Here is a 12,531-nt window from a genome sequence, read left to right on the forward strand (position 1 = left end):
CCCTGTCCCTGAAGGCCGTGTTCAGGACGGCGACAGGTCGTCCAGGCTGACGCGCTTGCCCTTGCTCCATTGAACTGCGCCGGCGGCCGTCGCCGGATACAGCGTCGCCTTGCCCGCGTTGGAGTAGACCCCGCTGCGGAACAGCAGTTGCTCCTTCCTGCGCCGGGGAATGATTGCGGCGGGACGCTTCCAGTTCATGAACTGCGTCGCCGCGAGGGTCGTGTTCCCGGCGTTGATCGAGGCCGTCAGCGACGCCGTAGCGATCCGGCCGGTGTTGAAATGGAACGAGACCAGGGCGTCGAATTCATGCTGCGCCAGCGGGATGCGGACGGCGGCGTTCACGTCCGCCTCATAGGTGGCGAGGTCCTGCCGAAACAGGGCGAAGGCCTCCGCGAGCGACAGCGCGGGTGCAGGATGGTCCGGGTCCGGAGGACCGGCCGCCGCCGTGTGGCCGATGCCGATCGTCCAGACCCCGACGGAGTCGAGATAGCGTGTCAGAACGATCGCCTCATGCCCGGCGAGTTCCTTCGCGCCCGCGATGGACATCCTCATGGTCGTCATGGTCGCCCCCGACATTGATACAACCCTGTCGGATGCTGGCGTAAAATACCCGTTTTGCGCAAGGGGTATGGTTAATCGGGATTTAACGAACCTGCCGCAAGGTGGCTGCCATGCGCCGCCTCGTCGCCTGTCTGGTCCTGTCCCTCGCCCTCGCCGCGCCCGCCGCGGCGCAGCAGGGCCGGATCGCGGTCGGTCAGACGTCAGGCGACCAGGCCGGCCTGCGCGGCAGCGTCAGCGCCGCCCCTGCGCCGCCGCCGGAGGAAGAGGCGCCGCTTCTGCCGCCGCCCTTTCAGCCGACCGCCGTCACGCTCGCGACCACCGGCGGCAGCCAGTGCCGGCTGAGCTGCTCCCAGACCTATTACTTCTGTCTCGCGGGCGAGGATGAGCTCTGCCCGCAGTACTGGAGTCGCTGCGTCGCCAGCTGCGGCTAGGCGCCCTTGCGTCACGGTTGACGCGCACGTCATGCCCGATAGGGTTCCCTGAACAACGATAAGTCAGGGAGCGCCGCCATGGCCGAACGTCTGCCGAAGGCCTGCATCATCGGGGCCGGCTGCTCCGGCTTCACGACCGCCAAGCGGCTGAAGGACGTCGGCGTCCCCTACGACTGCTTTGAGGTCTCCGACGAGATCGGCGGCAACTGGTACTACAAGAACCCCAACGGGATGTCGGCCTGCTACGAGAGCCTGCACATCGACACGTCAAAGTGGCGGCTGGCGTTCGAGGACTATCCCGTGCCGTCTGACTGGCCGGACTTCCCGTCGCACGCCCAGCTGTTCCAGTACTTCAAGGACTACGTCGCCCACTTCGGCCTGCGCGAGACGATCACCTTCAACACCGGCGTCGAGAAGGCCCGGCGCAATGCCGACGGCCTCTGGGAGGTGACCCTCTCGACCGGCGAGACCCGGCTGTACGACGTCCTGTTCGTCTGCAACGGCCACCACTGGAGCCCGCGCATTCCGGATTACCCCGGCGAGTTCGAGGGCGCTGCCTTCCACAGCCACGCCTATCGCGACCCGTTCGAGCCGGTCGACATGCGCGGCAAGAACATCGTCGTCGTCGGCATGGGCAACTCGGCGATGGATATCGCCAGTGAACTGGCCCAGCGGCCCATCGCGAAGAACCTGTGGGTCTCCGCTCGCCGCGGCGTCTGGGTGCTGCCCAAGTACATGAACGGCAAGCCGGCGGACAAATCGTCGATGCCGCACTGGATGCCGCGCAAGCTCGGCCTGAGCCTCGCCCGCAAGACCATCCGCAAGACGCTCGGCAATATGGAAGACTACGGCCTGCCCAAGCCCGACCACGAGCCACTGGAAGCCCACCCGTCCGTCAGCGGCGAGTTCCTGACCCGCGCCGGCTGCGGCGACATCAAGTTCAAGCCGGCGATCAAGGCGCTCGAGGGCGGCAACGTCCGTTTCGCCGACGACACGGTCGAACAGGTCGACGCCATCATCTTCGCGACCGGCTACGACATGCGGTTCCCGTTCTTTGATGACGCGGATCTCGTCCCGGACGCCGATCACCAACTGCCGCTGTTCAAGCGGATGATGAAACCCGGCGTGCCGAACCTGTTCTACATGGCCCTGGCCCAGCCGCTGCCGACCCTGGTGAACTTCGCCGAGCAGCAGTCCAAGCTGGTCGCCGCCTATCTGACGGGCAAGTACCTGCCGCCGTCGGAGGCCGACATGAAGGCGATCACCGTCAAGGACGAAGAGACCCACAAGGGCCAGTACTACGCCTCCAAACGCCACACGATCCAGGTCGACTTCGGCATCTACTGCCATGACCTGATGAAGGAGATCGTCAAGGGCGAGAAGCGGGCGAAGGCGGCCGGCAATACCCTGCCGGTCAAGGCGCGCGCGGAAGCCGTGAAGGCCTAGAGATCAGGGACGCGCACTGAAGTGCTTGTCCCCGCGCTACGCCCTGAACGCCTGCAGGAACGCCGAGGTGTGGAAGCGGCGGTAGCGCGCCTGTTCGACATCGTCGCCGACCGGCAGGGCGTATCCGATCGCGCCCAGCGAGGACTGCAGGAACGGCGCGAAGAACATCCGCGCCATGAACGCCGGATCATGGCCCTTGCTCAGCTCTCCCCGTTCCATCGCCAGGAAGAAGGCGCGAGCCAGGACCATCATGCCCGGCGCGAGGATCTGGTCGCGGATGAAGGCGGCGATCTCGGGCCGGCGTCCCGATTCGTCGAGCGCCAGGATCAGGTAGCCGCGGGTCAGGCCTCGCGACTGCATGTCGCCCACCCGATCGGCGAAGCCCTCGATCAGGCCCTCGATCGGACCGTTATAGGCCTCGGTCCATGCGGAAATCTGACGAAACGGGATCGCCAGGTCCTCTTCCAGCAACGCGGCGATCAGCCGGTCCTTGCCGGGGAAATAGCGATAGACCGCCGGCTTGGTGACTCCGGCGGCCGTGGCCACCTCGTCCATGCGCGTCGCCTCGAAACCCTTGCGGGCGAAGACGTCGCGGGCCGCATCGAGAATCTCCCGCGGACGGGCGCGGGCCCGTTCGCTGCGGGCGGCGGCCGTCAGCGCCCGCGCGGGCGGCGGCGCTGTACCGATTCGACCAGTCATAGAATCCCCCATGGCTCACCGGTCATCGTTCGGTATACTCGCCGGTAACAAAACGGTTTCCGCATCAGGAAGTGGAACGATGACTCTCAGTGTCGACGTCTTCTGGTCATTCCGCAGCCCCTATTCGTGGCTGATCGCGCCGAGCCTCGTCAAATTCCGGGCTGAGTATGACGTGGCGATCAACGTCCGGCCCGTCATGCCGATCGCGGTGCGGATCGACGGCTTCTTCAAGCAGGTGAACCCGCTCTGGCCGCCCTATCTGGCGCGCGACGTCTACCGCCTGGGCCAGATGCAGGGCACGCCGATCCGCTGGCCGCGGCCAGACCCCGTCGTCATGGATATCGCCACCGGCGAAGTGCCGAAGGACCAGCCCTACATCTACCGCATCACCCGCATGGGTCAGGCCGCCGCCGAGGCGGGCAGGGGACTGGATTATATCGCCGAGGCGGGCCGGGTGATCTGGGGCGGGTCTGTCGACAACTGGCACGAGGGCGACCACCTGGCCGGCGCGGCGGAGCGGGCGGGGCTCGACCCCGTGGCCCTCGAGACAGCCGCCCGCGATGACGCCGAGCGTCTGGACGCTGCCATACAGGCCAACCAGCAGGCGCTGGAGGCGGCGGGCCACTGGGGCGTGCCGACGATGGTCTTCGAGGGCGAGGTCTTCTTCGGCCAGGACCGTCTCGACGTGCTGATCTGGCGGATGAAGCAGAACGGGCTGCAGGCGCGGGCCTGAACTTTCGGTCCGTTCAAAGCGTGACAGAGCTTCACCTTCCTCTTCCCGGCGGGCGGCGCGACCTGTTAGCCTGCCGGAGATGAGTCACGTCGCCATTCTTGCCTCGGGAAAACGCGAGCAGACCAAGGTCGCCAATCGCCGGGCGATCCTGGACGCCGCGCGCGAAGTGTTCTCCGAGCTCGGCTACGAAGTCGCGACGGTGCGCGACATCATCCGCCGCACGGGCCTGGCGTCCGGCACCTTCTACAACTACTTCCGCTCGCGCGATGAGGTGTTCGAGGCCCTGGCCGACGACGGCGCGGCGCGGTTCCGGCCGATCCTCCGCGCCTGCTGGGAGGCGTCGAACAGCTTCGACGGCTACCTCCGCGCGGCGATCCAGGCCTATTTCGACTTCATCGCCGACGAGCATGAAACCTGGCAGACCAACCGGCCGGCCGGCGAGCGCCACCCGCAGATGGCCGTGCAGACGCCGGAGATGGAGCGGGTGTTCGAAGAGGTTCGCGACGCCTTCTCCAAGGCGATCGAGCACGGCGGCGCGCCGCGGGTCGACGCCGACTATCTGGCGGCCGCCTGCATCGCCGTGGCGCGGCAGGTCGGCGACAAGATGCTCGAACGGCGACCGATAAACACCGTCGAAGCCACCGACTTCGCCACCAGACTGATCCTGGGCGGTCTGCCCGCCCTGCCCCGACTGGCGCCCTGACCCGAGAGACCGAATGGCTGATCCCGCCGTCCAGAAGGCCATCCTGAAGGTCATGTTGTCGCTGCCGTCTCCGGTGCTGCGCATGATGTCCGGCGGCGGGGTGGTCTGGCAGGGCGGCCGCACGCTCGACCCGCGCCTGCAGTTCCTTGCGGCCAGCGCCGGGCGCATGCCGCCGATGTCCTCGCTGTCGCCTGAGGAGGCCCGTGCGGCCAGCGCCGGCGGTCTGGCGATGATGAGCGGCAAGCCCGAAGCCGGCGTCCGTACCGAGACCCTGTCGATCGACGGCCCCGGCGGGCCGTTGAAGCTGCGCGCCTATCGCCCGGCCGATCAGGATTCGGCGGCGCCGCTGATGGTCTTCGCCCACTTCGGCGGCGGCGTGATCGGCGACCTGGAAACCTGCGACGCCTTCTGCGGCATCCTCGCCCGGATCGCGCGGACGGCCGTGCTGTCGGTCGAGTACCGACTGGCGCCCGAGCATCGCTTCCCGGCCGGCCTCGACGACGTGCTGGCGGCCTTCCGCTGGGGCCGGGACAACGCGGCCCGCTTCGGCGCGGCGCCGGGCACAGCGTCCATCGGCGGCGACTCCATGGGCGGAAATTTCGCCGCCATCGTCGCCCAGGACCTGAAGCGCGCCGGCGAGGCCCAGCCGGCCCTGCAGCTGCTGATCTATCCGGCCGTGGACGTGGCCAGCGAAACCCAGTCGATGACCACCTACGCCGACGCCTACCCCCTGTCGCGCGACACCATGACCTGGTTCATGGGCCACTACATGGGCCCCGACGCCGACCCCGCCGACCCGCGCCTGTCGCCGATCAAGACCGAGGATCTGTCGGGCCTGGCGCCGGCCATCGTGGTCACGGCCGGGTTCGATCCGCTGGTCGACCAGGGCGAGTGCTACGCCAAGCGGCTGAAGGACGCGGGCGTGCCGGTCATCTACCGCTGCTACGACAGTCTGGCGCACGGGTTCACCGCCTTCACCGGCGCGATCCCGCCCGCCGACACCGCCTGCCGCGAGATCGCCGGCTTCGTCCGCCAGGCGGCGGACGGGATGCTGAAGTAGGCCTTGCAGGCTTCACCGGGATGAGCGGATCAGGGGTGGAAATGCGCGCGCTCGTCGTCGACAGCCTGGGTCCGGACTATGCCGGCGTCGCCCTGCGTGACATTCCGACCCCCGCGCCGCGTCCCGGCGAGGTGCTGGTCCGGGTTCGCGCGGCCAGCGTCAACTTCCCCGACCTGCTGATGACTCGCGGCGAGTACCAGATGAAGCCGCCGCTGCCGTTCGTTGGCGGGATGGAGCTGGCGGGGGATGTCGTGGCCCTGGGCGAGGGGGTCACCACCTTCGCCGTCGGGGACGCGGTAGTCGGCGGCGCCAAGCTCGGCGGGTTCGCGGAGTTCGCCGTGCTGCCGGCCGCGGCGATCCGGCGCAAGCCTGACAACCTCGACTATTCGCGGGCGGCCGCCGTCGGGGCGGCCTATCTGACCGCCTACGTGGCGCTGGTCCGCAGGGCGCGGCTGGAGCCCGGCGAGTGGGTGCTGGTGCACGGCGCAGCCGGCGGGGTCGGCCTGGCCGCCGTGGACCTCGCAAAGGCCCTCGGCGCCAGGGTCATCGCGACCTCGGCCTCGGATGACAAGCTCAAGGTCGTCGCCGACGAGTATGCGCCCGACGCCGTGCTCAATGTCGGCAAGGGCTTCCGCGAGGAGGTCAAGGCGATCACCGGCGGCGGTGCGGATGTCATCTATGACCCCGTCGGCGGCGAGGTGTTCGACGAGAGCGTGCGCTGCATCGCTTTCGACGGCAGGCTGCTGGTGATCGGCTTCACCTCCGGCCGGATTCCGACCGTTTCGGTCAACATGCCGCTGATCAAGGGCTTCTCGGTGATGGGGGTGCGCGCCGGCGAGTACGGCCGTCAGTTCCCCGAGCGTGGCCGTGAGAACATGGCCGCGGTCTGGGCCATGGCCGAGGCCGGGACGATCCGTCCGCGCGTTCATGCCGAACTGCCGCTGGCCGACTGGCGTGAGGCGTTCGACCTGCTGGCCGACCGCAAGGTGGTCGGCAAGGCGATCATCCGCCCGGACCTGTAGGGCCTTGGGTTGACTCGCCCCCTGCCTTCCCGTATCCACCCCCGCTCATCGCGACGGGCCCCGCCTGGCGCGTCCAGACCTTTAGATTTCGGAGCTAACCCGTGAGCAAGCGGACCTTTCAGCCTTCGCGTCTCGTGCGCGCTCGCCGTCACGGCTACCGCGCGCGGATGGCCACCAAGAGCGGTCAGAAGATCGTTGCGCGTCGTCGCGCCAAGGGCCGCAAGCGCCTGACCGCCTAGTATTGGCGGCGCGCGTCCCCATCTGCCTCGTGCACGGGGCCGGGACGACTTGGATACGAAACCCATCATAGAGCGCATCAGAAAGCGGCCCGAGTTCCTCGCGGCCGCCAAAGCGCCTTCCGTCGCCCGCGGCGCCGTGGTCGTGCAGCGACGCGACCGGGCCGACGAAGACTCCGTCATCCGGGCCGGTTTTACCGCCACCAAACGGGTCGGGGGATCGGTCGTCCGCAACCGCGCCCGACGCCGCCTGCGCGAGGCCGCACGGCTTCTCCTGCCCGAGGCGGGACGCGCCGGATCCGACTATGTCTTCATCGCCCGGGGCGGCACGACGACGCGCCCCTGGGCCCGTCTCCTTGACGATGTGAAAAGCGCGCTGTTAAGGCTCGCCGCCGATCAAGACCCTGCGTCCGCGCAACCCGCCGCGACGTCCGATCCCTCCCGCACCGGTTAAGCGCGTCATGCCGAACAATGATTCCCGCAACATGATCATCTTCATGGTGATCGCGTTCGCCATGCTCATCGGCTACCAGACCCTGGTTCTGGATCCGGCCAACAAGAAGAAGCAGGACGCGCTGAAGCGGGAGCGCGCCGTCGCCGCCCAGCAGGCCGCCGCGCCCAAGGCGGTCAGCGGCCCCACCGTTATCGTCTCGCGCGATGCGGCCAAGGCGGCCAGTCCCCGGATCACCATCGCAACGCCGTCCCTGACCGGTTCGCTGCGCCTGCAGGGCGCGCGGATCGACGACCTGTTCCTGACCGCGCGCAACGGCGACGCCCTCCGCTACGCCGAAACCCTGGCCAAGGGATCGCCGCCGGTTGAGCTGCTGCGCCCGGAAGGCGCGCAGAACGCCTGGTTCGCCGACTTCGGCTGGACCGACGAGGTCGCCCCCGGCGTGCCGACTCCGAAGGTCCCGGGCCTGCCGACGCCGGACACCGTCTGGACCGTCACCTCGGCCAACACCGTTCTGGCCCCCGGCAAGCCCGTCGAGCTGACCTATGTCGCGCCCAACCGTCTGGTGTTCACCCGCACCATCGCGATCGATGACAAGTTCATGTTCACGGTCACCGACACCGTGGCCAACCTCGGCGCCGCGCCGATCACGATCCGCCCCTACGCCTCGGTCCAGCGGCAAGGCCTGCCCAAGCACCAGGACAAGGCCCAGAACGTCCACGAAGGCGCCGTGGGCGCGATGGGCGACCTGCCTGACAAGGCGGCCGCCGAGCTGCGTCTGCTCAAGTTCGCTCCCTGGAAGAAGGACGCCGCCAAGAAGGCCGAGTCCCTGGCCAGCGAAGCCGCCCGCGCCGGACAGGTCTACGCCCCCGGGCAGGCCGTGATCGTCAAGAGCTTCCAGTCGCCCGGCGGCTGGCTCGGCCTGACCGACAAATACTGGCTCGCGGCCCTGGTGCCGGACCAGTCGGAGAAGATAACCGGCGAGTACGGCCTGACCACCACCCAGGGCGTGGACATCTATGACGCCCACTTCGGCGGGACCCCGCGGCTGATCAACCCGGGTCGCCAGATCACCACCACGACCCGGCTGTTCGCCGGCGCCAAGGAAGTGAAGACGCTCAAGGCCTACCAGAAGACCTTCGGCATCCCGCGCTTCGAGGACGCCGTGGACTGGGGGGTGCTGAGCTTCCTGACCAAGCCGTTCTTCCTGGCGCTGGAGTTCTTCTTCAGCCACCTGGGCAACTTCGGCCTGGCGATCCTGGCGGTGACCCTCTGCGTGCGCCTGCTGGTCTACCCGCTGGCCCAGAAGAGCTCCGAGTCGATGGCCCGGATGAAGAAGCTCCAGGAGCCGATGGCCGAGATCAAGGCCCGCTACAAGGACGACGCGGTCAAGGCGCAGCAGGAGACCATGGCGCTGATGCAGCGCGAGAAGGTCAACCCGATGGCCGGCTGTATCCCGATCCTGATCCAGATCCCGGTCTTCCTCGCCTTCTACAAGGTGCTGTCGGTGACGATTGAAATGCGTCACGCGCCGTTCTTCGGCTGGCTGCACGACCTGTCGGCGCAGGATCCGACGACGATCCTGAACCTGTTCGGCCTGCTGCCCTATGACCCGGCGACGGTGCCGGTGATCGGCGGCCTGCTCGCCCAGTACCTGCACATCGGCGTTCTGCCGCTGCTCTACGGCTTCACCATGTGGCTGGTGACGGCGATGAACCCGCCGGCTCCCGATCCCATGCAGCAGCGGATCTTCCAGCTGATGCCGATCATGTTCACCTTCATCATGGCGGCCTTCCCGGCCGGCCTGCTGGTCTACTGGACCTTCTCGAACGTGTTCTCGATCTTCCAGCAGTACGTGATCATGCACCGGCTCAAGACCGACAACCCGATCGACGACTTCATCGCCCGCATCCGCGGGGAGGGTAAGGCGCCAGCGTGACCGAGGCCTTCGACGCCGAGGAGATCGAGGCCGCCCGGGTCCTCTTCGCCCACCCCTGCACCTTCATGATGGGGGCGGTGAAGATGGACGGGCTGCCGCCGGCGGACCTGCCTGAGGTGGCCTTCGCCGGCCGCTCGAACGTCGGCAAGTCGAGCCTGATCAACGCCCTCGTCGGCCAGAAGTACCTCGCCCGCGCCTCGAACGAGCCGGGCCGCACGCGGGAGATCAACTTCTTCCTGCTGGACGAGAAGATGCGGCTGGTCGACCTGCCCGGCTACGGTTTCGCGCGGGTCTCCCGCACCTCGAAGGACAAGTTCCAGAACCTCGGCCGCCAGTATCTGCGCGGCCGGCCGAACCTGAAGCGGGTCTATCTGCTGATTGACGCGCGGCACGGGCTCAAGGAGCCCGATACCGAGGCGCTCGACGCCCTGGACAACGCGGCGGTGTCCTACCAGATCATCCTGACCAAGGCCGACAAGATCAAACCGGCCGAGGTCGAGGCGGTCGTCGAAAAGACGCAGGGCCAGATCGTCAAACGTCCGGCCGCCTTCCCGCGCGTGCTGGCGACCTCGTCGGAGAAGGGCTTCAACATCCCGGTCCTGCGCGCCGAGATCAAGGCGACCTGCGGGGTTTAGGGTGTCCTTCGAGACGCGATCCTGAGGGATCGCTCCTCAGGATGACGTCCAGGGATGGGCGCACCCATGGTCGTCATGGTGAGGAGTGAGCCTCAAGCGAGCGTCTCGAACCACGCAAGCTACCGCTTCACCACCACGCCGCCCTTCATCACGAAGGTCACGCGCTCGAGCACCGTCACGTCGGCCAGCGGGTCGCCCTGGACGCCGATCAGGTCGCCGTAGCGGCCGACGGCCACCTGGCCGACATCGCCCGATTGGCCCAGCGCGGCGGCGGCGTTGACCGTGGCGGCCTGGATCGCCTGCAGCGGCGTCGCGCAATAGCGGACCATCACGGCGAACTGCTTCGCGTTCCAGCCATGCGGATAGATGCCGGCGTCGGTCGAGTAGACCTGCTTCACCCCGGCCTTGATCGACTTGCAGAAGTTCTGCCGCTGGGCCTCGCCGATGTCGGCGTCCTTCTTGATTTCGCTTTCGCGTACGCCGTTCGCCCGGCCCTCGGCCTGGGTGTAGTCGGTGTTGTAGATGTCCATGCCGAAGTAGGAGCCGGCCTTGACGGCCAGGCGAATGCCTTCGTCGTCGACCAGACTGGCGTGTTCGATGGTGTCGACGCCGCCTAGGATGGCCGCTCGGATGCCCTCCGGGCCGTGGGCATGGGCGGCGACCTTCATGCCATCCATGTGGGCCTCGTCGACGATCGCTTTGATCTCCTCGACGGTCAGCTGCTGGATACCGACGGCGTCATTGGAAAAGACGCCGCCCGTGGCGCAGATCTTGATCACTTTCGCGCCGTACTTCTTCATCTTGCGGACCATCTTGCGGGCCTCTTCCGGTCCGTCGAAGACGCCCGGCGAGGTCAGCTCGACAGACGGAGGGAAGTAGGTCGAGTCGCAGTGACCGCCGGTGGCGCCCAGAGCGTAGGCGGCCGGAACGATCCGCGGTCCCGGGATCAGGCCCTCGCTGATCGCCTCCATCAGGGCCACGTCGTTGTAGCGGTCGGCGCCGACATTGCGCACGGTGGTGAAGCCGGCGTTCAGCGTCGCCGCCGCGTTCGGCACCGCAACCACAGCCCAGAAGCTGTCGGTGAACCGCAGGCCGCCGTAGCCGCCGTATTTCGGGTTGGAATCGAGGTGCACATGCATGTCGATCAGGCCGGGCAGCAGGGTCTGGCCCGGCAGATCGACCCGCTCGGCGTCGGCCGGGATCGTCACTGTACCGGCGGCCCCCACGGCGGTGATCCGGCCGTCGGTGATCAGTACCACCGGCTGCTCGACATACTTGCCGGTCGCCACATCCAGCAGGCGGGCGGCGGTGACCGCCACGGTCTTGGCCTGGGCGACGCCGGCGGACAGCACCGCGAACGTCAGGGTGAAGGCGGCGAGCATACGGCGCATGACAGGGATCCCCTCTGTGTCCCTTCGACCCTTATGGGTATTTGCCGGTCCGGACCAGATCGGTCCGCGCCTAAACCCTCCCGCAACAGTTGGGCGCTAGGGTCTTTCGGAATACGCCGCCTCCGGGGAAGCTACCGTGCAGATCGATGTCGTCAGACCCTGGGAGATGACCGCGTTCGCCGTCGAGCGGTGGGCGGCGCTGCAGGCGGCCGACCCGGCCCTCGACAGTCCGTTCCTCTCGCCGTTCTGGCCGCGCGCGGTGGCCCGCGCCCAGGGCGCCGGGTCGCGTCTTCGCGTCGCCGTGCTGGGCGGAATGGCCGATCCGAAGGGCTTCATCGCCGCCAAGGTCAACGCCTTCACCGCCATGCCGGCCGGCGCGCCGATGTGCGACTATCAGGGCCTGGTGGCCGAACCCGGCCTGCGGATCGATCCCCGCCGGATCGCCGAGGCCTTCGGCGTCGGCCGGTTCGACTTCTCCCAGATGCTTGAGGACCAGCCCCTGTTCGCGCCGCTGGCGCGCGGCCGCGAGGACTCCCACGTCATCGACGTCGCGGGCGGCTACGCGGCCTACGAAGCCGAGCGCAAGGCCGCCGGCGTCTCGGCGCTGAAGGACACCGACAAGAAGCGCCGCAAGGCCGAGCGCGACCTCGGCCCGGTGACTTTCACCGCCTTCTCCCGCTCGAAGTCCGACTTCGACCAGCTCGTCGCCTGGAAACAGGCGCAGTGGCAGGCGACAGGCCAGACCGACCTGTTCGCCGACGGCTGGCCGTTGCCGCTCGTGCGCAGTCTGTTCGCCAGCCGCGATCCGGACTTCGGCGGCATCCTGTTCACCCTGCACATCGGCGAGGAGCTGGCGGCGGCGCAGATGAACCTGCGCGGCGGGCGCAACATCCACAGCTGGATCATCAGTCACGATCCGAAGTTTGATCGCTATTCGCCGGGCATGCTGCTGTTCCAGGACATCCTGCGCTGGATGGACGACACGCCCTACAGCCGGCTCGATCTCGGCGCGGGGACCTACCGGTTCAAGCGCGAGCTCGGCAATGTGCAGGTCGGGGTCACCCACGGCTTCATCGGCGCCCCGTCGGCGGCGGCGCTGATGCGCGAAACGGCCTATGCGGTGCGCAAGGCCGCCGAGTCCCTGCCGCTTGGCCGGATGTCGGAACTGCCCGGAAAGGCCATGCGGCGGCTTGACCTCATGCGGGGTTTGCGGTGAAGGCTGGC

Annotated in this window: 14 protein-coding genes; 11 read left to right on the plus strand and 3 right to left on the minus strand. The window is 68.0% G+C overall.

From position 1 onward, the window contains the following. Positions 1-21: 21 nt before the first annotated feature. A complete protein-coding gene (locus AC3WJT_RS02535) occupies positions 22-561 on the minus strand; it encodes a lysozyme (protein WP_492341494.1) in 540 nt (179 codons plus the stop codon). A gap of 110 nt (positions 562-671) precedes the next feature. On the opposite strand from AC3WJT_RS02535, the gene AC3WJT_RS02540 reads away from it, so the two are divergent. Both AC3WJT_RS02540 and AC3WJT_RS02545 read left to right on the plus strand, forming a co-directional pair. After that, positions 672-992, plus strand: a complete 321-nt coding sequence (locus AC3WJT_RS02540) for a hypothetical protein (RefSeq protein WP_492341495.1) — start codon at positions 672-674, stop codon at positions 990-992. A gap of 78 nt (positions 993-1,070) precedes the next feature. Further along, the gene (locus tag AC3WJT_RS02545; protein ID WP_492341496.1) at positions 1,071-2,438 is read left to right on the plus strand and encodes a flavin-containing monooxygenase; all 1,368 of its coding nucleotides are present in this window, start codon (positions 1,071-1,073) and stop codon (positions 2,436-2,438) included. Between the two features lie 36 nt (positions 2,439-2,474). Here the strand turns inward: AC3WJT_RS02545 and AC3WJT_RS02550 are convergent, their stop codons facing one another. Continuing rightward, positions 2,475-3,137, minus strand: coding sequence for a TetR/AcrR family transcriptional regulator (locus AC3WJT_RS02550; protein ID WP_492341497.1), 663 nt, complete (start codon positions 3,135-3,137; stop codon positions 2,475-2,477). 79 nt (positions 3,138-3,216) lie between these two features. On the opposite strand from AC3WJT_RS02550, the gene AC3WJT_RS02555 reads away from it, so the two are divergent. From AC3WJT_RS02555 to yihA, 8 genes are all read left to right on the plus strand, one after another. Then, positions 3,217-3,870 carry a 2-hydroxychromene-2-carboxylate isomerase gene (locus AC3WJT_RS02555; RefSeq protein ID WP_492341498.1) on the plus strand — a complete coding sequence of 218 codons (654 nt, stop codon included), beginning with the start codon at positions 3,217-3,219 and terminating at the stop codon, positions 3,868-3,870. 79 nt (positions 3,871-3,949) lie between these two features. Next, the gene (locus AC3WJT_RS02560; protein ID WP_492341499.1) at positions 3,950-4,573 is read left to right on the plus strand and encodes a TetR/AcrR family transcriptional regulator; all 624 of its coding nucleotides are present in this window, start codon (positions 3,950-3,952) and stop codon (positions 4,571-4,573) included. A 13-nt stretch (positions 4,574-4,586) separates the two neighbouring features. Continuing rightward, positions 4,587-5,633, plus strand: coding sequence for an alpha/beta hydrolase (locus AC3WJT_RS02565; RefSeq protein ID WP_492341500.1), 1,047 nt, complete (start codon positions 4,587-4,589; stop codon positions 5,631-5,633). Positions 5,634-5,674: 41 nt separating this feature from the next. Further along, on the plus strand, positions 5,675-6,655 hold the full coding sequence (locus tag AC3WJT_RS02570; protein WP_492341501.1) for an NADPH:quinone oxidoreductase family protein: 981 nt from the start codon (positions 5,675-5,677) through the stop codon (positions 6,653-6,655). Between the two features lie 101 nt (positions 6,656-6,756). Continuing rightward, a complete protein-coding gene (gene rpmH / locus AC3WJT_RS02575; RefSeq protein ID WP_488901179.1) occupies positions 6,757-6,894 on the plus strand; it encodes a 50S ribosomal protein L34 in 138 nt (45 codons plus the stop codon). 49 nt (positions 6,895-6,943) lie between these two features. After that, positions 6,944-7,345 (plus strand): ribonuclease P protein component, encoded by a 402-nt coding sequence (gene rnpA, locus AC3WJT_RS02580; protein WP_492341502.1) that lies wholly within the window; start codon positions 6,944-6,946, stop codon positions 7,343-7,345. 7 nt (positions 7,346-7,352) lie between these two features. Continuing rightward, complete coding sequence (gene yidC / locus AC3WJT_RS02585; protein ID WP_492341503.1) at positions 7,353-9,281, plus strand: membrane protein insertase YidC; 1,929 nt, start codon at positions 7,353-7,355, stop codon at positions 9,279-9,281. 65 nt (positions 9,282-9,346) lie between these two features. Next, positions 9,347-9,916: a ribosome biogenesis GTP-binding protein YihA/YsxC gene (gene yihA, locus AC3WJT_RS02590; RefSeq protein ID WP_492342359.1), complete on the plus strand. Its 570-nt coding sequence runs from the start codon at positions 9,347-9,349 to the stop codon at positions 9,914-9,916. A gap of 119 nt (positions 9,917-10,035) precedes the next feature. Here yihA and AC3WJT_RS02595 read toward each other — a convergent pair whose 3' ends face one another. Beyond that, the gene (locus AC3WJT_RS02595; protein WP_492342360.1) at positions 10,036-11,298 is read right to left on the minus strand and encodes a Xaa-Pro dipeptidase; all 1,263 of its coding nucleotides are present in this window, start codon (positions 11,296-11,298) and stop codon (positions 10,036-10,038) included. Positions 11,299-11,443: 145 nt separating this feature from the next. Here AC3WJT_RS02595 and AC3WJT_RS02600 point away from each other — a divergent pair, with 145 nt between their 5' ends. Next, entirely contained in the window at positions 11,444-12,523 is a 1,080-nt protein-coding gene (locus tag AC3WJT_RS02600) for a GNAT family N-acetyltransferase (protein ID WP_492341504.1), read from the plus strand. Positions 12,524-12,531 lie beyond the last annotated feature (8 nt).

This window comes from Caulobacter sp. FW305-C-30-S16 (assembly GCF_058783025.1).